Origin of the sequence: Mucilaginibacter sediminis, from assembly GCF_051903035.1 — a bacterium.
Lineage (GTDB): Bacteria > Bacteroidota > Bacteroidia > Sphingobacteriales > Sphingobacteriaceae > Mucilaginibacter.
This window is the reverse complement of sequence record NZ_CP170602.1, coordinates 7,268,308-7,287,520: the sequence shown is the minus strand read 5'-3', so window position 1 is coordinate 7,287,520 and position 19,213 is coordinate 7,268,308. Positions and strand designations below refer to the sequence as shown.

The 19,213-nt window shown below is 43.7% G+C and carries 19 protein-coding genes; 7 read left to right on the top strand and 12 right to left on the bottom strand.

What is annotated here, in order from left to right; translation table 11 throughout:
- Positions 1–444 precede the first annotated feature (444 nt).
- The gene (locus ACFGVS_RS30400) at positions 445–849 is read left to right on the top strand and encodes a DUF1761 domain-containing protein (RefSeq protein WP_274208860.1); all 405 of its coding nucleotides are present in this window, start codon (positions 445–447) and stop codon (positions 847–849) included.
- A 12-nt stretch (positions 850–861) separates the two neighbouring features.
- Here ACFGVS_RS30400 and ACFGVS_RS30395 read toward each other — a convergent pair whose 3' ends face one another.
- Positions 862–1,293 carry a DUF6526 family protein gene (locus tag ACFGVS_RS30395; RefSeq protein ID WP_274208861.1) on the bottom strand — a complete coding sequence of 144 codons (432 nt, stop codon included), beginning with the start codon at positions 1,291–1,293 and terminating at the stop codon, positions 862–864.
- A 189-nt stretch (positions 1,294–1,482) separates the two neighbouring features.
- On the opposite strand from ACFGVS_RS30395, the gene ACFGVS_RS30390 reads away from it, so the two are divergent.
- Both ACFGVS_RS30390 and ACFGVS_RS30385 read left to right on the top strand, forming a co-directional pair.
- The gene (locus tag ACFGVS_RS30390) at positions 1,483–2,346 is read left to right on the top strand and encodes an aldo/keto reductase (protein ID WP_274208862.1); all 864 of its coding nucleotides are present in this window, start codon (positions 1,483–1,485) and stop codon (positions 2,344–2,346) included.
- A gap of 86 nt (positions 2,347–2,432) precedes the next feature.
- Positions 2,433–2,858 carry a hypothetical protein gene (locus ACFGVS_RS30385; RefSeq protein WP_274208863.1) on the top strand — a complete coding sequence of 142 codons (426 nt, stop codon included), beginning with the start codon at positions 2,433–2,435 and terminating at the stop codon, positions 2,856–2,858.
- Between the two features lie 103 nt (positions 2,859–2,961).
- Here ACFGVS_RS30385 and ACFGVS_RS30380 read toward each other — a convergent pair whose 3' ends face one another.
- Entirely contained in the window at positions 2,962–3,252 is a 291-nt protein-coding gene (locus ACFGVS_RS30380) for a YciI family protein (RefSeq protein WP_090645992.1), read from the bottom strand.
- A 203-nt stretch (positions 3,253–3,455) separates the two neighbouring features.
- Here ACFGVS_RS30380 and ACFGVS_RS30375 point away from each other — a divergent pair, with 203 nt between their 5' ends.
- From ACFGVS_RS30375 to ACFGVS_RS30365, 3 genes are all read left to right on the top strand, one after another.
- Positions 3,456–4,622: a galactokinase gene (locus ACFGVS_RS30375; protein WP_439696850.1), complete on the top strand. Its 1,167-nt coding sequence runs from the start codon at positions 3,456–3,458 to the stop codon at positions 4,620–4,622.
- A gap of 104 nt (positions 4,623–4,726) precedes the next feature.
- Positions 4,727–5,263 (top strand): RNA methyltransferase, encoded by a 537-nt coding sequence (locus tag ACFGVS_RS30370; RefSeq protein ID WP_439699275.1) that lies wholly within the window; start codon positions 4,727–4,729, stop codon positions 5,261–5,263.
- 82 nt (positions 5,264–5,345) lie between these two features.
- Positions 5,346–6,005 carry a YdeI/OmpD-associated family protein gene (locus ACFGVS_RS30365; RefSeq protein ID WP_439696849.1) on the top strand — a complete coding sequence of 220 codons (660 nt, stop codon included), beginning with the start codon at positions 5,346–5,348 and terminating at the stop codon, positions 6,003–6,005.
- A 129-nt stretch (positions 6,006–6,134) separates the two neighbouring features.
- Here ACFGVS_RS30365 and ACFGVS_RS30360 read toward each other — a convergent pair whose 3' ends face one another.
- The gene (locus ACFGVS_RS30360; RefSeq protein ID WP_439696848.1) at positions 6,135–7,628 is read right to left on the bottom strand and encodes a glycosyl hydrolase family 28 protein; all 1,494 of its coding nucleotides are present in this window, start codon (positions 7,626–7,628) and stop codon (positions 6,135–6,137) included.
- Positions 7,629–8,061: 433 nt separating this feature from the next.
- On the opposite strand from ACFGVS_RS30360, the gene ACFGVS_RS30355 reads away from it, so the two are divergent.
- Entirely contained in the window at positions 8,062–9,132 is a 1,071-nt protein-coding gene (locus ACFGVS_RS30355; protein WP_439696847.1) for an AI-2E family transporter, read from the top strand.
- Here ACFGVS_RS30355 and ACFGVS_RS30350 read toward each other — a convergent pair.
- The 9 genes from ACFGVS_RS30350 to ACFGVS_RS30310 form a co-directional block, all read right to left on the bottom strand.
- Positions 9,129–11,780, bottom strand: coding sequence for a cation-translocating P-type ATPase (locus tag ACFGVS_RS30350; protein WP_439696846.1), 2,652 nt, complete (start codon positions 11,778–11,780; stop codon positions 9,129–9,131). The genes ACFGVS_RS30355 and ACFGVS_RS30350 overlap by 4 nt on opposite strands.
- The gene (locus tag ACFGVS_RS30345; protein ID WP_090645965.1) at positions 11,777–12,622 is read right to left on the bottom strand and encodes a universal stress protein; all 846 of its coding nucleotides are present in this window, start codon (positions 12,620–12,622) and stop codon (positions 11,777–11,779) included. Before ACFGVS_RS30345 ends, ACFGVS_RS30350 begins: the two co-directional genes overlap by 4 nt.
- A gap of 12 nt (positions 12,623–12,634) precedes the next feature.
- Positions 12,635–13,471: a universal stress protein gene (locus tag ACFGVS_RS30340; protein WP_439696845.1), complete on the bottom strand. Its 837-nt coding sequence runs from the start codon at positions 13,469–13,471 to the stop codon at positions 12,635–12,637.
- 39 nt (positions 13,472–13,510) lie between these two features.
- Positions 13,511–14,353 (bottom strand): hypothetical protein, encoded by an 843-nt coding sequence (locus ACFGVS_RS30335; RefSeq protein ID WP_439696844.1) that lies wholly within the window; start codon positions 14,351–14,353, stop codon positions 13,511–13,513.
- Positions 14,354–14,429: 76 nt separating this feature from the next.
- On the bottom strand, positions 14,430–14,939 hold the full coding sequence (locus tag ACFGVS_RS30330) for a nicotinate-nucleotide adenylyltransferase (RefSeq protein WP_090645954.1): 510 nt from the start codon (positions 14,937–14,939) through the stop codon (positions 14,430–14,432).
- 21 nt (positions 14,940–14,960) lie between these two features.
- Positions 14,961–15,629: a BON domain-containing protein gene (locus ACFGVS_RS30325; RefSeq protein ID WP_439696843.1), complete on the bottom strand. Its 669-nt coding sequence runs from the start codon at positions 15,627–15,629 to the stop codon at positions 14,961–14,963.
- A 630-nt stretch (positions 15,630–16,259) separates the two neighbouring features.
- A complete protein-coding gene (locus ACFGVS_RS30320; RefSeq protein ID WP_439696842.1) occupies positions 16,260–17,054 on the bottom strand; it encodes an SDR family NAD(P)-dependent oxidoreductase in 795 nt (264 codons plus the stop codon).
- Positions 17,055–17,256: 202 nt separating this feature from the next.
- On the bottom strand, positions 17,257–18,186 hold the full coding sequence (locus tag ACFGVS_RS30315; RefSeq protein ID WP_439696841.1) for an alpha/beta fold hydrolase: 930 nt from the start codon (positions 18,184–18,186) through the stop codon (positions 17,257–17,259).
- 30 nt (positions 18,187–18,216) lie between these two features.
- Positions 18,217–19,212: a hypothetical protein gene (locus tag ACFGVS_RS30310; protein ID WP_439696840.1), complete on the bottom strand. Its 996-nt coding sequence runs from the start codon at positions 19,210–19,212 to the stop codon at positions 18,217–18,219.
- Position 19,213 lies beyond the last annotated feature (1 nt).

Here is a 19,213-nt window from a genome sequence, read left to right as displayed (position 1 = left end):
TCTGTTGCAATAGAAAATTGGAGTTAACCCTCTTTGCAGCGTCAGCCGGAGAGAGGGGCGAAATAGAAAATTGGAGTTAACCCTCTTTGCGGCGTCAGCCGGAGAGAGGGTGGCCCAGCGCAGCATCGGCCGGGTGAGTCTTAGCCAGCATTCAAAGCCGATGGTTATGTAAAACGGAACACCTCATGGGTAGTAGTAAAATCCCGAAGCTGTGAACGAGGATTGATATGACGGCGAAAGACTTGAAGTTTTTAAAACTAAGTCTGGATTTCACAACACGATGTAGATAACGTGCTTCAACAATGCCCATAGATATCAGGACTGACAAACTGGACGCCCAATTTTGTTTCCCCCACACGCCTGATTAATCCTTTTTATTCCACAAAAATACTTTGTTCTTTGATCCAAAAACAGATAACTTTAATTACACATAAACTTATCATCATGGATCCTAAATTAATCAACTGGGCTGCCGTTGTGGTGGCCGCTCTCTCCTCATTTTTAGTAGGCGGTATCTGGTATTCGCCTGTACTGTTTGCCAAAGCCTGGGTGGCCGATAACAAACTTGATGAGGCCGACTTAAAAGCCGGCAATAAGCTCAAAATATTCGGAATGACCGCCATTTTTTCGCTTATTATGGCGGCAAACCTTGCTGCCTTTTTAGCCGATGCAAAAACCGACCTGGCCTGGGGTACAACAGCTGGCGCACTTGCCGGCATCTGGACATTTAGCGCCATTGCCACCATGAGCCTTTTTGAACTTAAAAGCTGGCGCCTGATATTTATTAATGGCGGATACAGTTTGGTATCCCTAACGCTGATGGGCGCTATTCTGGGGGCCTGGAGATAAGGGGAGAAAACTCTATACCCTATGATGATCGGCCCGCCAGGTTTGGATGGCTTTTTTAATCTCGTCGGGTTTAAGGTTATCTGCCAGTGTTTTTTCAACAAGCGGCACCATTTCCTCATCGGCTGCAAAACGCAGCGCGGCTATCTGGCCTATACTAAGGTTTCTGCTTAATGGCTGGCGCGTAAGTATAAAGTAACGCAGGCTTTCTTCGGCACGTATGGCCCTATCTTGCGCTTTTAACGGAAAAGTGCGCATCATAATAAAAACAAAAAGCAAACAGATAAACAGCAGCAATATCAGTAGCGAGGTCATTAGTCCGCTGGTGCCCCATTGCAATACTACATTTACCATGGCTGATATAATTCCGACTAAAAGTAAAAGGGTCAATACATAATGATAACCTGGCGCCAAACGCCTGTGATTGGTAAAATTCTGATCGGTCATGAAGGTTGATTTTTTATGGAAAGATAGCTTTTTAGTAGCAAGAAATTAGTATCAAGTATCAAGACCTCATCTGCTAAATAAGCATAAACAAATCTACAATCAAAATCTTGATACTTGATACTCGCTACTTGATACTAAACCAAACAATACCGCAGTATTTGAGTTCAACTTATAATCAATATTAACAATATGGCTACAACAACAAGTTCATTTGAAAAAACTTTCATTTTAGGCGGCGATTTCAAAATAAACCGCCTGGGATATGGCGCCATGCGCATTACCGGCCAGGGTATTTGGGGGCCGCCCAACGATAAAAAAGAGTGCATTCGTGTGTTGAAACGCGCTGTTGAACTGGGCGTAAATTTTATTGATACTGCCGATAGCTATGGCCCTTTTGTGTCAGAGGAGTTGATTGCCGAAGCGCTTGTACCCTACCCCGCCGACCTGGTTATTGGAACAAAAGGGGGCTTGTTACGTACCGGCCCAAACGAATGGCCAATTGATTCGTCGCCCGCGCATTTAAACCAGGCCCTTGAAGGAAGCCTTAAACGCCTTAAACTGCAAAGGATTGACCTGTACCAATTGCATCGCATTGACCCGAAAGTGCCGGCCGAAAAATCATTTGAGGTATTGCAAAAGGCACAACAGGATGGCAAAATTAAACATATCGGCTTATCTGAAGTGAGTGTGCAGGATATAAAACTGGCACAACAGTTTTTCGAAGTTGTATCGGTACAAAATATGTACAGCGTTGATAACCGCAAATGGGAAGCGGAACTCGAATATACCCGCGAGCATAACATTGCATTTATCCCCTGGTTCCCGCTTGGCGGCGGTAACGTAAAAGGCGAAGAGGTACTAAAACGCGTGGCCGGTAAACATGGTGCCACCATCCATCAAATTGCCTTAAGCTGGTTGCTGCACCATTCGCCAAATATACTGCTGATACCGGGTACCTCGAGCGTTAAACACCTGGAAGAAAATATGAAAACAGCCGATATTCAACTATCAGAAGACGATATGGACGTGCTGAACAGTCTTGGCCAATTGTAATTAATTTGCTATTTAAGGCTAAAAGCGACAGGATGTGGTTAATTTTACCGCATCCTTTTGTTTTGTATTAAAGTGATACCCTGCACATGAAAACTAAAGAAGAAATACTAAACAGCTTTTACACCACCGGCGCCGATGGCGTGTCCGAAATATCAGCTCCCGATTTACTAAAAGCCATGGAAGCTTATAAACAGCAAAGCCTTGCAGACGCATTCAATGCCGCCCGCAAGCTTAAGGATGAATTTGCCCCAACGCCCAATTACCAGTTTAAAAACCTGGAAGATTATATAAAAAGCACCGAAATTAAAGTTGTTAAAAACGATAAAGACGAATTAAGCGAACAAATAGCTTTAGTTGCCGATAGCGTACTTCCTAATTTTTTACCTGATGACCCCACCGTAACCGAGTTTGCCTTTGATTTTAATATGATGGGCATTGGCTATACCGCATTTTACACCAAAGATGCCGAAGGCTATTGGCAAATGGTCCGTTGGAGAGTTGGAAGGGAATAGTTCTTAGTAGTAAGTATCAAGATTTTCACGTTCAGATGAAGCTATTTAAATTAGCTGCGCGTTGCAGCAGTCTTACTACTTGATACTTACTACTTGATACTACCTAAATAACCGCCACTTTAATAGGTTTCACATCTACAGATTCCCAAACGCTTTGGGTAACATAGGGCTCGGCCAGTTTCCAGGCATTTAATTCTTCTTCCGATTCAAATTGCAGCATCATTACCGAACCTATCATATTACCTTCTTCGTTTAAAAAGGCCGCGGCAGCAATAAAATTGCCATTGGCTTTAAGCGCTTTCACCCCATCAAGATGATGTGCACGTGTATTCATACGGCGTTCAAGGGCACCTTCGTCGGTATAATCGTAGCCGGTAACCAGGTATTGTTTCATAGTTTAAAATTTGATTGTCGTAATTTAACTTATAGGGTTAATTTATGTTTTTGATAGATGTAAAGCTATAAAATTAAAAATCCAGGCGAAACTTCTATTTTCTTACCTAAAATTTGATGTTTTTTGAAATTAATTTAATTTTATAAATGTAAACTTGACAATTTTTACAATATTTGTTTTCCAATTGTAATATAAACCGAATAATGAAGAATAATCTGCACAAGGAATTTATCAACATCTTTAATAAAGAAGCCGACAACGCCTACTTCTCACCAGGACGCGTAAACCTTATCGGCGAACATATCGATTATAACGGGGGGCTGGTTATGCCCTGCGCCATCACTTTTGGCACTTACCTGTTAACATCGCCTAATGAGGATGGTGTTTTCCGTTTCAGGAGCTTAAATTTCAATGAGCAGCAAGATACCCCTTTACAGGCATCATATGAAAAAGTTGGCGAAACCTGGTTTAATTTCCCAATCGGTGTAATCAACAGCTTTATACAGGAAGGCCATGATTTACAAGGCCTCGACATGCTTTTCTACGGAGATATACCCATCGGTTCGGGCTTGTCATCGTCGGCCTCTATCGAGGTGGTAACTTCTTTTGCGCTAAATGATATTTTCAATAGTGGTTACAGCAAACTTGATTTGGTTAAGTTATCTAAGTCAGTGGAGAATAACTTTATTGGTGTAAACTGCGGCATTATGGACCAGTTTGCAGTTGCCTTTGGCGAAAAAAACAAAGCCCTGATGCTAAACTGCGACACACTTGATTACGAAGCAGTTGACAGCAACCTGGGCGAATATGTGCTGGCCATTATCAATACCAACAAGCCCCGCAAACTGGCCGAATCAAAATACAATGAACGTGTAGAAGAATGCCAAACCGCTTTGAAAGCATTACAGCAGGAATTGGATATCAATTACTTATGCGATATTGATGCCGAAACCTTCGGCAAATACCAGCACCTGATTACCAATCCTACAGTACTTAAACGCGCCAAACACGTTATTGAAGAGAACGACCGGGTAAAACTTGCTGCCAAAGCACTGGCCGGCAATAACCTTGATGAATTTGGCAGGCTGATGTACGCTTCGCATGATTCATTGCGCGATTTATACGAGGTAAGCGGCATTGAACTTGATACCGTTGCCGAATACAGTAAAACCAACCCCAACGTAGCCGGTGCCCGCATGACAGGGGCAGGTTTTGGCGGCTGCGCCATAGCTTTGGTAAAAGGCGATGCGTTTGAAGAATACGCCAGAGGTGTTACCGAATACTACACCAGTAAAATAGGTTACGCGCCATCGGTATACAGCTCATTAATAGGCAATGGAGTAGGCTTGTTAAACGAAGTGGCTATTTAAGCTATTAATCGATACTTTTGCGCTCCACTGGTTCATTAGTTCAATAGCCCGTCATAAAAGACCAATGAACTAATGAACCAATGAACTAATGAACCACTATGGAGATTCGTAAACTAAAGTTAGATGAGCTGAACCGGGCATCGGTTGATGAGTTTAAGGAACAGGCTAAGTTACCGGTTGCCGTAGTGTTGGATAATGTGCGTAGCATGCACAATATCGGTTCCATTTTTCGTACTTCAGATGGTTTTGCGGTTGAACAAATTTGCCTTTGCGGAATCACCGCCCAGCCGCCACACCGCGAAATTGAAAAAACCGCACTCGGCGCCACCCTGTCTGTAAACTGGACCTATTACGAAACACCGTTACAGGCTGTTGAACAATTGCGCGGCGAGGGCTACCAGATTATTGCCGTTGAGCAAGCCGAAAACAGCACCATGCTCAATGAATTCGTTCCCGATCCTGCCCAAAAGTACGCCCTCATATTTGGCAACGAGGTAAACGGCGTAAGCGACGAGGTTATGCAATCCATAGACGCCTGTATCGAAATTCCCCAGTTTGGCACTAAACACTCTTTTAATATTGTAGTATCCGCCGGCATTGTACTGTGGGACTTTTTTGCCAAGCTGGTAGCTGGTTCATAGTAGATGGTTCATGGTTTTCTTTTAAGTTTGTATCTATAGTTCTTTTATCTTGATACTTGATACTAACTACTTGATACCAAAAATGAGCGCCTTAACAAAAAAACTCCAGATAAAACCCAATTCACGCTGGTTGTTGCATAACGCACCTGCTAATTTTCTGGATAGCTTATTGCCGCTACCCGATGATGCCGAAATTGTTTTTAATACCGTCGGCAGTTTTAACGGGATACTTTTATTTATCATCAACAGCCAGGAATTGGCATCAGAGCTGAAAGTAATTATCCCGGTATTAAATGACGATGCTGTTTTCTGGATCATCTACCCAAAAAAAACTTCTAAAATCGCCACCGATCTGGAGATGATGAGCAGCTGGACCGAACCTGCCGTTTATGGTCTGCGCCCGGTTGCATCTGCCGCCGTAAATGAAACCTGGACTGCGTTACGTTTCCGCCCCCACGATAAGGTAAAAGTATCCGAAGGAAGAAACGACGGCATCCGTAATAATGAGCATAACGCTTATATTGACGTTAACAACAAAGTTATTACCCTTCCGCACTATATAAAAACCACCCTTGAACAACAACCCGCGGCTATGGCCTGGTACCAACAGCTATCGTACAGCAATAAAAAAGAGTACGTGCTTTGGATACTGACCGCCAAACAGGAAAAAACCAGGAACGAACGTTTATTAAAAATGATGGACATGTTGGCAAATAAAAAGAAAAACCCGGCGGATAAATAGGTCTTTTGTTTAATTCGATTTTCCGGGCATCACTAACTTTTATGTTGACATTTTTTGAATGTACCAACCTACTGCCCGAGCTTCCTATGAACGGGCAGCAGAATGTCTGATAATATCGGCTTAATTTAACTATTTGTCCTTAGTCGCAATAAAGCGAATGCCATCGGTATGTTCCCCGATAAGGATATTCGCCATATCCCCTGTTTTATAATAACCTGGCTTCCCTGGCATATCATCTGCTATGCTTACCCCGTTGATCTTTAAATTTTCAAATACAACATTTTTTATCCGGCGTTCATTATCGTAGCCCGCGATGACCGAAATATTGGAGTGATGTCCATTGAAATCAACATTTTTAAAATATACATTTTGTATTCCTCTGCCCGGCGAAGTATTGTAATAGTGATTAAACATTACCCTGATATTAACAAGTTGCCCTTCTCTGAAATCTTCGACCCTTATATTTTCGAATCGCAATTGGTTTAACAGGTTACTGTCTCCGGCATTCAGCGCAATACAACCCTGGTAATCTATCTGGTGCTCGTGCTGTTCCAGGACGTCAATATTCTTAAAAGTCATATTTTCAAGTGTGTCCGGCTTGTCGGTATCGCCATGAGTGCCAATCAGTATGGGGTGGGCAACATCTGCCCAAAGTGTAGCATTGGAAACTGAGATATTTTTGGTATTGCCATAATAATTCCACCTATGACCGTAAATAGCTATGCAATCGTCTGAGTTTCTCATAAAAATATCGCTGATGGCAACGTCCGAGCTGCAAAAAACATCAATACCATCGGCATTGCCTTCAAAGCTGATTGACTTAAAATTACTGATCTTCACACCTGCCGACTGGCCGATAAGTATACTATACTTATGTGGCAAAACGATGATGCCATCCACTTCAACGTTTTTTGAAAACGCTACAGTCAACTGGTCGTTACGGGAGCCCTGTACGGCCGAAGGCTCGGCTTTGCCGGCATTTTGCTTCTGAAACACGGGCAGCTGAGTTAAAATCCCACGTCCCAAAATACGAACGTTCTCGGCTTTACTGATAAGTATTTGCCCCTGTACAATAGCACCGCCTGCCAGGTAGATGGTTTGGTTTGACCGCGCCTTAAGAACACCTACCTGGTGTATCCCAGGGCCAAAATAGGTTATATTGGTGTCGGCCGGTGACGGATGGAAAGTTTCAACCGGGTTTGCGAATAACTGGAGGTTATGAAGTATATCCCCATTTATTTCAACTGAAAGATTACGGGGCTTATCCAGAAAAAAGGAGAGTGTGTTAAATTGTATCCTGGGGACTATACCAAAGCCCAATGGTCTCACCCTGGCTTGTTCAACGGCACCTTTATTGTAAGTAACAGCAACCTCTACAGTACCCGAAAAATCAAAATATGCAAAAGAGGTAGCTTGATGTTCACTTTTGGTGTTAACTATATTGGTAACTGTAGCCTTATATGTAGGCAGTGTTTTCCATTCACCTCCCTTTTGCCTTACTTTTACTATAAAATCGGTAGTTAAGGCAGCGCCAACAGGAGCTTTGTAAGTAATAAGTTGGGCATTTACATGGCTTACAATACAAAGCAACAATAAAAACAGTTTAATAATTCTTTTTTTCATTAAATATAAAAGTTAAAACTTGCGGCGTGTACCTGACACCGGGGCAGCCCTCCATTACGTCAATAATTATTGCCTTTGAAGAAGCCATAAAAGTCGCCCGAAAAAAACGGAGAGAAAGGCGGTTATGGGGTCAAATACAGGGGGTATATTTAATAAATGTTTATCCCAAACGAAAAAAATGCTTTATCTGCATGCGTTTCGATATAAAATAGCCTGAATGACAATTATTAGCTTGAAAACGCCAATCTATTTGCCCCCGTTGCCAATTTGCCCTGTCCAGCTGGTTTTGCCGTAAATAATGATTATGATCATTATTTCACCTGATGCCAGTTGGCAAAATAGCACCTGCAAATGATGACATTTGGTAAGAAAATATTAAGTCGAAAAGCTCGTAAACCGGCTAATCCCCGCAAGAGCGCAAAAACTGCACCCCATGGTAAAAGTAATGCCGGAATCCGTGAAACGGGCCATAGAGCTCATTGGTCTGTTTGTTTTAGGAACGATCGTTGTTGTTGGGAATACCATCATCATGCCCTTATTAATGGCTTTTTTTTTCAGTTTGGTACTTTTGCCTGTATTCCGGTTTTTTAAAAAAATAAGGGTACCTGAAGTGGTAGCTGTTTTTTTACCAATTTTATTATTAACCATCGTAGTGGTGTTAATCATTTGGCTGTTCTCAAGTCAACTGGGGGCCTTGTTGGATGATTTTCCGCAGATCCAACGTACCGTAGCCAAGCACCTGGATGACCTGAGTATCTGGATAAGCCGTTCATTTGGCTATTCCCCGGCAGAGCAAGTTAAATTCATTAATGAGCAGAGCAAAAAACTATTCAGTTCGTTGGGCGGCGTATTGAGTGGTGCAGCCGGATCTTTATCGGGCATCATTATATTTATAGGCTTACTGCCTATTTATATCTACTTTATCATCCTGTACCGGAACCTTTTTTTAAAGTTCATGCTGATGTGGTTTAAAAAAGATGAATACCAAAATGTAGAAGAGATTGTACGACAAACCGAAAAAATGATTAAAAGCTACCTGGTTGGGTTGTTGATACAGATTACCTACATCATTGTTCTTTTAGGGGGCACATTGTGGCTTTTCGGTATCCGCAACGCCTTACTCATTGGCATCATTTTCGCTTTTCTAAACCTTATACCCTACCTTGGTGCATTAATTGGCAATATTTTGAGCGTACTCCTTACCCTGGCTTCATCAGAGAGCCTTTTGGATGTGCTGATCGTATTAGGAGCCATTACAGCAGTACAATTTCTGGACAATAATATCCTTATGCCGCGTATTGTGGGTTCGCAGGTAAAAATCAACCCGCTTGTTTCTATCGTTGGTATTATCGTTGGCGGTGTTATGGCGGGCTTGTCGGGGATGTTCCTGGCAATGCCGGTGCTTTCTATTTTAAAAATCATGTTTGACCGTACTGAAAATTATAAGCAATGGGGTGTACTACTGGGCGACGAACGGCCGGTAAAAAGCGAGCTGCAAATTTAGTGTACCATTTTTTGGATAGCTTTATGAACCTGAAAAATAGCTAACGGCAACAGGCTAACACATATAGCGGTCAGCCACACTTTAAAAGGAAGTACAGAAAGCCCTAAAACCAACCGCAGGCCAGGCACAGCATAAACCATCAGGATAAGGCCGCTGCAGAGCAAAATAGCAATCCATACCCATTTGTTCCTCGTGATCTCATTATTCAAAAAGCCGGAACCTTTCGATGACATGTTGAACACATGAAATAACTGGGCGAAGGTAAGAGTAATAAACGCTACATTATTGCAGGTACTATCATCGCTGTGCAGCACTTTACTGGCATAAACAACCGCAAGGATGACCGTAGAGGCAACAACAACTGCGTATAGCGCTATAACCCGCCATTTTTTGTTGGTAATGATATCTTTTTGGGGATCGCGCGGGGGCCGCAGCATTACGGTAGTATCGCCCGTACCCAAACCCAGTGCAAGTGCAGGGAAGATGTCGGTCACCATATTTAAGAAAAGGATCTGTAGCGGCAATAAGGTAGCTGCGGGAGTGATAACACCTAAAATAGTAACTATAAATATCTCGCTCAGGTTACAGGACACCAGGTATACCACAAACTTTTGTATGTTTTGAAATATCTCGCGGCCATGTGCCACTGCCCGGGCGATGGAAGTGAACGAATCGTCTTTCAATATGATACTGGCTGTTTCTTTAGCAACCTGTGTTCCCCGCTGGCCCATGGCAATACTTACATCTGCTTTTTTTAACGCTGGCGCATCGTTTACACCATCACCTGTCATGGCAACTACAAATCCGGCCTGTTGGAAAACCTCCGCTATTTCCAATTTTTGCCTGGGGGAAGTGCGTGCAAAAACAGCAGTGCCCAATACCCGCTGTATCCATGCTTTAGTCAGGGAAGCATTTTCAGGCAGTTCTTTTCCGGTGATTACGTCTTTGCTGTTACCATCAATCAAACCTACCTTACGGGCAATGTTTAATGCGGTTTGCGGATGGTCGCCTGTAATCATCACCACTTTAATGCCTGCATTTCTACAAGCCAGGATTGCTCCTTTGATGTCTATCCGGGGCGGGTCAATAAAACCAGCCATACCAATATAAATCAGATCATTCAAGTAGTTATGCCTGGTAAGTGCATCGTCCAGCCGGTAGGCAAATGCCAACACCCGCAGGCCGCTGGCAGCCATCTTTTCAGATTTTAAAAGTATGGCATTACGGGATTCGTTGTCAAGAGCCTTGAAAAATGCTCCCGATTGTACTTGGCTGCATTTTTCTAACAGCCGTTCAACCGAACCTTTAGCCGCGGCAAAATATCCGGACGGCGTTTGGTGCAGGGTGCACATCATCATAATTTCCGAGTTAAATGGCACCTCGCCAATCCGTACGTATTGTTTAATTAATTCACCGGTATCTAACCCCGTAGCCATAGCTATCTGCATTAATGCCACTTCCACGGGATCCCCTGTCGTTTCATCAGCGTTATTGCACAGAATCCCAGCTAATAAGAGTTTATCCAAGTTTTCGGCGCTCGCTTTAATAGTACCACCCGGAAATTTCAGGAGGTTATTTTCGATATGAACTTTAACACTTTCCTCCGGAAACGCAAACGTATCCACATGTATCTTGTTTTCGGTCAGGGTGCCGGTCTTGTCCGTCAGGATCACCCCGGTACTGCCCAGCGTTTCTACGGCGGATATTTTCTTTACAATGGCATTTCGCCTGGCCATCAGCAACATGCCGTATGCCAAGGCAACAGTCGCTACAATTGGCAAGCCCTCAGGTATCGCAGCAACAGCCAGCGCAATGGAGGTTTCTATAATAGTCAGGAAAGCTTTGCCTTGTATAAACCCTGTTACCGCAAAAATAACGGTCATGGTCAGGGTAATCCAGATTAGTTTCCGGCTTAACTTGTTCAGCTTTTTATCCAGCGGAGTAATCGTTTCGGCCGAACTTTCAACCAAAGCGGTAATGACACCTAACTGTGTATTTGCACCTATCCCAGTAATCACCATTTTCCCGTTTCCGTTCATTACAGAAGTGCCCTTAAAAACCATGTTTCGCTGGTCACCAATTCTGCTATCTTCCTTTAGCCGTTCTGTTGTTTTATCAGACGGAAGTGATTCACCGGTTAGCGGGGATTCATCGCATTGTAGCCTGCTTACAGCAACCAGGCGTCCATCTGCAGGGATCATATCTCCAGCCTCAAGCAAAACCAGGTCGCCGGGCACCAGCTCATCAGCCGGAATCGGCCTGGCTTCGCCGTTGCGAATCACTTTGGCCCGTATCACTTCCATTTTTTTCAGGGCGTTCATTGAACTGCGTGCCTGCATTTCCATAAAAAAACCAATCATGGCATTAATGATGATAACCGCCAGGATAGACATGGTTTCTAACCGGTCTTTAAAGTACAGCGAAACGGCTGCGCCAAAAACCAGAAGATAAACAATGGGGCTCCTGAATTGGGCCAGTAATATCAACCATCGGCTTTTTAGTTTTTGCGTTTGGTAAGCATTGGGGCCATAGGCTTTACGGCGTTTCGTGGCCTCATGTTCAGAAATCCCTGTATTGCTATTTGTTTGAGCCAACCCGACCACCTCCGTTGCCGTTAAAGAAAAGGGATGATCTATTGGGTATTTCATTTACTTTCTTCGCTTTTATTAAAAGTAAGTAAGGGAATTTTGCCGTAAAAAGAATATTCTTCAGCATTGGATGGAAAGAATAATTTCTCAAACATTGACCTTGACTGATGGGTAAATAATACAAGGAGTGATGGTTTGCTGGCCTTGATGGCCTGGTCCATATCTTCCAGCAAAGCATGGTTGATGTCTCTTTTGGGGGTTAACAAACTCACTGGATAGGATGCTTTTTTTTGTAGCGTGGCTTCCGCAAGTTCCTTATCAAACGCAAATTCATAGGGGTATGAAATATGCATCATGGCTACGCTGGCCCCAAGGGGCTTCGCAAAATCAACTACCTTTTTCAATTCGTTTTCGTAATCGGTCATATCCGATGCATAAAGAATGTGTTTTAATTCTTTTAAATGATAAGAACTTGGTATGCACAAAACGGGTACTGCAGAACTGCTAATCAGTTTGGCGGTATGTGTACCGAATATTTTAGTTAGCGTGCCTGCGCCGCGGGTACTGATGCATACATAGTCACAACTGTGCTTACTGGCATAATCCCTGATCCCATCCACCACATCAACGTTGGATACCAGGGCCAATTGGTAAGTGATTTCGGGCTCTTCTATCGCCTTATAAATTTCGGCAATAAATGAGGATAGTTCTTCAATCGTTTTTTCTCTGAATTGCACAATATATTGATCAAAGGCTTCCGCTGTCCATTTGAAAGGTTTTAAAAGATGGTAAACATGCAGAATAACTAATTCAGCCTGGCGTTGTTTGGCCAACTTAATAGCAAAGCGAATTGCCGCTTTTGAATTAGCGGATTGGTCGGTAGTCACGAGTATCTTTTCCATGAGTTTTGGGGGTTAGTGGTGAGCTATAAACAAGGGCGCTTCTATTTCTTTTATAAGTTTGTCGGCCATACTGGATTTAAACCAGCGGGAAACACCTCCGCGCTGATAGGCCCCTAACACAACAAGGGTATGTTTATTACGGCTTTTAAGAAAGGTGGTCAGCTCTTCCTCAGGGTTACCGTTCAACAAGGCATAGCTTGCCGCCGGATAATGACAGGCAATAAATTCCTTAACCAAAGCTTCATCAGGGAGTTCGGCCACATCGCCGTCATCGGCTACCGAAACCACTTCAATTGGTTTACCGCGCAGCCAGGGCATCATATAGTTGAACATCTTTATTGCATATACAGCCGGCGGCTTGCCATCATAAAGCAGCACTACTTTTTCAATCTCCTGGTAATCCCGGGGTGTAATAAAGACCGGGCATTGCGTTGCTGCAAGCAGCTCCCGGATAAAATGTGTAGGAGGCTGGACACGCACATGGCTGAACGTTTCTTCTACGTTAATTAGCAGCAGGTCGCTATAAATACTTTCTTTAAGTACTTCCTGTAAAGAAAAACCTTGATCGCGATGTATGGCATAGCTGATATGTGCTTTTTTGCAGGCCTGTTCAAAGATTCCGACCGATTTATCCCGGGTAGCTTTATCCTTTTCCAAAAGATGTTTAATTTTCACTTCAGACAGCCCGCTGCTCCCGATGAGGTCATCCAGCCGGTAACTGTTATACAGCAATGACTCCAGGAATACCCCGGAGAGAAGCGCCCTGCTGCTTTCGGCCAGTTTTATAGCGTAAGCCAGCGTACTATCCGCGAATTTTAATCCATCAAATACTGCGCTTATTTTTTTCATGATTTTGGAATTAATGCAGATGTGTGTTACTTAATTTTATTAAACCACAGGATGGGCAATAAAAACCGGCAGGTTGTTGATTTTGATCAGCAGGTCGGCCGTACTGGCTTTAAACAACCTTGATAACCAATTGCGGCCAAAGGCACCCATGACCAGGCAGGCACTACTCTGCCGCAGTGTATAATCAAACAGCTCATCTTCTGGTTTACCGCGAAGGTCTTTAAAATCGATACGGTGATAATGTTCTTTCAGGTATTCGTACAGTTTTTCTTTCTGATCCTCGCTGAATACGGCATCCTTGTTCGCTTGCAATACGGTGATTTCGGCGTCTTTTAATTCGGGGAATAAATAAGTGAATTGCTTAATCGCAAATACCGATGACGCATTTCCGTCATAGGCGAACAGGATCTTATTGACCGGTTCGGCATGGTGCGGAGCGATCATAACCGGGCATTCAGACTTCGCCAGCAACTCCTTTACTAAACCGGCAGGCACCTCAAGCGGCGAGGATGCAAACAATCCAGGCGGGGTAATAATAATGTCTGCATATCGGCTCTCGCCTATCAATTCCGCATCAGGAACACCCTGATCGCAGTGTATCTGGCAGTCAACACCCTGTTCTTCGCAGTACCTTTTAAATGCGCTAATATTTTCGGCAACAGCCCGACCCTTGAATTCTGTTTCAGGTACGTTGCCCGTGTCAATGGTTTCCACAAACACGCTGCCGTAGGCAAATTTCACCCCTGGAACATTTTCTGTGGGTAAATCTTCCAAAAAAACTCCTGTTAGCCGGGAGCCGGTTAGCCGTGCCAGGTAACATGCAAAGGCGGTACTTTGCTGCTCTGTTTTTTCTGCGCCGAGTGCGATCATGATCTTTTTCATATCTTCTATATTTAAGAGGCAGCTTTCGCGAACTTTGTTCACGAAAGCTGTTTGATTGTTTGGTTTCCGTTAAGGGTTAAATGAATTTTCCTTCTCCATTCAATTTTACTTTCATGCGCTTATCGCCGTTTTGCAGCAGCAGCTTAAAGGTTTTATCTGCTTTCTCTTTCTGGTCAAAATAATGAACCTGGTAAACGTCCTCCGAAATATGCCAATTAGGGAACCGTTGGGTAACGGCGTCCTTTACTGCAGCGGGCAGCTTGGTGTTCTTGAATTTTTCCGCGGTACGAAGCAGCTTGCCATTTTTATCGTAGGCAGCCAGAATCTTTCCATCGGGGATAAAAAAAGATATATAATATCCGTCATAATCATCGTCGTAAAATTCCGACTTTTTTACATCGTAAGCCGCCGCTTTAAACTCCAGCATCCTCACAGGTTGCGCCATTTCGCGGTTATCAGTTGCATTCAGGTATTTATAAGTTGATGCGATGATCTTCACTTCGGGGAGGATAACTTGCGCGAATGACCGCACGGCAGCGCCGGTTAAGAGCGTTGCCAGTATAAGTGCTATTTTAAATCGTTTCATGATCTTTAATTTAATGGTGAATTAAAATGCATATTCAGGCTCTTCAACGGTCAGTTTGTTTTCAACGTGATAAACGCCGGGTGCCGCCCAGGCTACGTCTTCCGCATCTTCGCTTTCGGCAAATGAGCGCACTTTACCTGTCAAAACAACCTTGTTGCCAATTGTGCTAACGTTTACTTTGCTGGCATCAACAGTGGCGTTTCTGCGAAAGGCAGCCATGATTTTTTGTTCCATGTCAAATGCGTTTAACTTCGGTTTAATCGTGATCAGGTTAATTACCGAACGCACGCCAGAAAGGGATTGAATGGCCGTTTTTGCATTCACCCGCTGATATTCCCACTCCAGCTCACCTTCCAGCGTTACGATGCCATCTTCTACCTTTATTTTAATTTTTTCTTCCGGCACGGCAGAATGCCATTTAAGGGTGTTAAAAACCGCCTCGGCAATCTCCGCATCTGTTTTACCGGCGCCGGGCGATACGCCAATCCGGATATCTTCGGCTATCGCCTTAACACCGGCTACTTTTTTTGCCGCTCTTTCGGCATCTAACTTTTTGGCGTAGGAATCCAGGTTCCCTGACAGGGTCACTATGCCGTTCTTAACGGCAACGCCAATTTCTGATGAATTTAAAAATGGCTGCCATTTCAGTTCATCCATCACGTCTTTTTGAATTTGAATATCTGTTTTCATAACTTCAATAATTAATAAAAGATGTAAATCATAAAGTCAAATAACGACTAAACCAGTGGTAAATAACATGATGACGGTCAGTATCGGGTATGATCCTGGTCACGTTGGTGCTTTAAAACCGAACCTACTTGCCGAGGCTGATCAGGAACCGGAATAACCGGGGACAGTTTCCTACACCAGGAACTTTGCTCTAGAAAATTCAAACAATGATTCGATAAATTGTCCTCGTCGCACCGACGAAAAATTTACAGAGGAGCACTCATTTACCGGGATTTGCCCAAAAGGCTGATATTATCCCTTGTTTCAGTGAGATTGTGTTTCTTGTCGAGGTTAATGGTTTTCCTGTCGTTATCAGTATTAACGATAACCAGGCACACTTCTGCAAAAAGATTACATCCGGTGCAATCCTCTGCATAAATCTGTGATGTATAAGGCGTATAGGGGAAAACCTCTGGCATTGATACCAGTCGACTAAAACTTTCGGGCAGCACAACCGGAGGAATAGCCAAAGCAATTAACAAATTGAAAATTTAATATCTAATACACTAACCCGCCTCGTTGGAATGACAAAAAAGCCATGGAACTATTCCACGGCTTTAGTAAATGATCGAAAAAAATGCGGGATTTTTCTTACACTATGCCCTTTAGCAATCCACCTTCGGCTCTTACAGCAGCGCCATTGGTTGCCGAGGCCAGCGGACTGGCCAGGTAGGTAACCATGTTTGCTACTTCGCTGGTATTAAGAAACCGTTGAATGATAGATGTAGGCCGTACCGTTTTGAAGAAATCGGCTTCCACCTCAGCCATGGTCTTGTTTTGATCCTTCGCCAGGTTTTCAATAAAGCCACCTACTCCTTCTGACATGGTGGGGCCGGGTAACACAGAGTTAACTGTAACCTCGGTGCCTTTGGTCAATTCAGCCAGACCGCGGGCTATAGCCAACTGGGCGGTTTTGGTCATACCGTAATGGATCATTTCTTCCGGGATCTGTACAGCTGATTCGCTTGAAATAAAGATGATCCTTCCCCAGCCGACAGCTAACATTTTAGGAAAATAGGCACGGGATAAACGGATGCCGCTCATGACATTAATCTCATAAAAGCGCAGCCAGTCTTCGTCGGTAATGTCAACAAATGCTTTCGGTTCAAAGATGGCCACATTATTAATCAGGATGTCTACCTGTGGTAATTGACTAATCAAATTGTTAATAGATTCGAGGCTCTTAAAATCAGCAGTTATGCCGCTTACCTTATCATTGGCGCTTTCGGTTTTAATTTGTGCTACTGCTTTATCCACCCGTTCTGTAGTGCGACCATTGACAATAACTTCGGCGCCTTCCTTAGCTAATTGAAGAGCAATGGCATAGCCTATACCGGCGGTAGAGCCAGTGACCAGCGCTTTTTTGTTTTGTAACTGCAGATCCATAATATTTAAAAATTAATGCGATATAAAACTAATATTGTTATTTACTTGAGAAAACATAAGCCAGATGTACCCGGCCTATGCTCCTTACCATGCTCAACATCGTTGAATTGGGTTGAACCTTCTTATTATACGCCCGTATTGTGATAACTGCTCCCTGTTTAACAGCTACATAAGGCCAATTGTTGATGCCCGGACTTAATAATTACTTCATTAAAAATGCTAGCAGGTCTTTTTGAACCTGCGGTGTGTTTTCCTGCACAACCCAGTGTCCCGAATCTTTGATGACAGATTCCTGCACGTTAGTAGCCACCAAGCTGATGTGTGTTGCCAGGAATGCTCCGGCAAAATGATCTGAACCCATAGCCAGCACAGGCATCGGCAGTTTTTTCTTGGCAAATTCAACATTGTCTTTGGCGTCCTGGTTAAAATACCCAAACCAATGGAATGCACCGGTGGTAGCGCCGGGTACAGAATAAGCCCTGATAAATTCAGCAGTCTCTCCCTTGGTAAAAGCGTTTTTTTGAAAACCTACAACAGGCCAGAAGTCGGTAAAAAATACGCCGACTTTACCGGAAACCAATTCTCCCGCATGCGGCTGTGCAAAAAAACCAAACCACCAGGCCTGGGCTTTAACCTGGCTCCAAACAGGCTCAATGCCGGGTAACAATGCATCCATCAAAACCAGTTTTTTTACATCACCTGGATACTGGGCTGCATAAGCATAAGCCACCATCAATCCGATGTCATGACCGGCGAGGTTAATACGCTGATAGCCCAATTTTTTCATCAGTTCATGCATATCCACTGCCATATTCTTTTTATCGTAACCACCGGCTGGCTTACCCGATTCACCAACGCCGCGCATATCGGGTGCGATAACAGTAAAGTGTTTGGACAGCTCGGGCAGCAGCCTGTTCCATATATACCAGTTTTGGCCAAAGCCGTGTATCAGCAGCAAAGGCTCACCCTTTCCGCCAATCACGTAATGGATCTTCACATTGTTTACGGTCGCATACTGATGCTTAAAATTTGACGGAGGGTTAGCCGGAGTAACCGCCGCGAAAACATTGGCAATTAAAGCCGAGAACAGCAGGGTAACCAATAGCTGTTTCATTGTTGTTCTGATTTTCATAGTTTTATTGTTTTTGATATGGAATTATGATTATTTATTCTTGTTATTGCTAATGTCTTTATAGGCATTAGGGAGGTTGAAATTGTAGTGCAGCCAATTGAACAACACATAACCTTTATCGAACTCTTTCATCGGCACCGCCGTTTTGGTTTGTTCCAGGCTCAAGCCTTTGTCAACCGCCGCTTCTACTTCGATTTTTAATTTTTCGACGTAATCAATCGTATATTTAATACCGGCTTTATTGGTAATGCGGCCATGGCCGGGAATAATAGTGGCATCGTCAGGTAAAAAGTCGTATACTTTTTTGAGGTTAACGACAGGCTCCAAAAAGACACCATCGAATAACCAGGGGATAGCAGGACTTTCAGCGATGAAGGGGTTACCGGCCCAGAATATCTTTTGATTGGGCATCCACACAAACAAATCGGCCTGAGACTGCGCAGGGCTAATGTTCAGAAGTTCAACAATCTTGCCACCGCCCATATCTACCTTAAGATCACTGTTCTTCGGGATCACGATATCCGCCGTCCGGAAAATAGTATTTTCAATTTCCCTGCCGGTGCCGAAAAGCCCGACCATAAATGTTTTAATGCCATCATAGTTTTTTGAAAGGTTATTCCTGGCAAATTCATTTTGAATGATGCGGGTAGAAGGAGGAAGTAAGTAATTACTGAAACAATGATCGCCATGATCGCTGGTGTTAACCGCATAGATAATGGGCTTATCCGTCACCAATCGGATGAGTTTCACTTCCTGGTCGTAAAGCCGCTTAGTCATCATCACCTCGATCAGCAGCACCCCTTTATCTCCGACGATAAAACCACCTGTAGTAGCCTGAGGAATACCTTTAGTTGTTTCTGTTTCTGCAGTAGTCGGGATGATAGCGTAAATATCCGTTGCCACTTTGTGCAGGCCGAGGGTGACTTTATTGGCGTCCCAGATAGGCACCACCGGCGGCATTTGGGCAAAAACGCTGCTGCTGAGCACCAGGCAGGCCGTTAACAATCTGATAAATGTTGTTTTCATA

Coding starts and splice junctions, on each gene's coding strand:
- ACFGVS_RS30400 (WP_274208860.1), top strand. CDS start 445: ATGGATCCTAAATTAATCAACTGGGCTGCCGTTGTGGTGGCCGCTCTC.
- ACFGVS_RS30395 (WP_274208861.1), bottom strand. CDS start 1,293: ATGACCGATCAGAATTTTACCAATCACAGGCGTTTGGCGCCAGGTTAT.
- ACFGVS_RS30390 (WP_274208862.1), top strand. CDS start 1,483: ATGGCTACAACAACAAGTTCATTTGAAAAAACTTTCATTTTAGGCGGC.
- ACFGVS_RS30385 (WP_274208863.1), top strand. CDS start 2,433: ATGAAAACTAAAGAAGAAATACTAAACAGCTTTTACACCACCGGCGCC.
- ACFGVS_RS30380 (WP_090645992.1), bottom strand. CDS start 3,252: ATGAAACAATACCTGGTTACCGGCTACGATTATACCGACGAAGGTGCC.
- ACFGVS_RS30375 (WP_439696850.1), top strand. CDS start 3,456: ATGAAGAATAATCTGCACAAGGAATTTATCAACATCTTTAATAAAGAA.
- ACFGVS_RS30365 (WP_439696849.1), top strand. CDS start 5,346: ATGAGCGCCTTAACAAAAAAACTCCAGATAAAACCCAATTCACGCTGG.
- ACFGVS_RS30360 (WP_439696848.1), bottom strand. CDS start 7,628: ATGAAAAAAAGAATTATTAAACTGTTTTTATTGTTGCTTTGTATTGTA.
- ACFGVS_RS30355 (WP_439696847.1), top strand. CDS start 8,062: ATGGTAAAAGTAATGCCGGAATCCGTGAAACGGGCCATAGAGCTCATT.
- ACFGVS_RS30350 (WP_439696846.1), bottom strand. CDS start 11,780: ATGAAATACCCAATAGATCATCCCTTTTCTTTAACGGCAACGGAGGTG.
- ACFGVS_RS30345 (WP_090645965.1), bottom strand. CDS start 12,622: ATGGAAAAGATACTCGTGACTACCGACCAATCCGCTAATTCAAAAGCG.
- ACFGVS_RS30340 (WP_439696845.1), bottom strand. CDS start 13,471: ATGAAAAAAATAAGCGCAGTATTTGATGGATTAAAATTCGCGGATAGT.
- ACFGVS_RS30335 (WP_439696844.1), bottom strand. CDS start 14,353: ATGAAAAAGATCATGATCGCACTCGGCGCAGAAAAAACAGAGCAGCAA.
- ACFGVS_RS30330 (WP_090645954.1), bottom strand. CDS start 14,939: ATGAAACGATTTAAAATAGCACTTATACTGGCAACGCTCTTAACCGGC.
- ACFGVS_RS30325 (WP_439696843.1), bottom strand. CDS start 15,629: ATGAAAACAGATATTCAAATTCAAAAAGACGTGATGGATGAACTGAAA.
- ACFGVS_RS30320 (WP_439696842.1), bottom strand. CDS start 17,054: ATGGATCTGCAGTTACAAAACAAAAAAGCGCTGGTCACTGGCTCTACC.
- ACFGVS_RS30315 (WP_439696841.1), bottom strand. CDS start 18,186: ATGAAAATCAGAACAACAATGAAACAGCTATTGGTTACCCTGCTGTTC.
- ACFGVS_RS30310 (WP_439696840.1), bottom strand. CDS start 19,212: ATGAAAACAACATTTATCAGATTGTTAACGGCCTGCCTGGTGCTCAGC.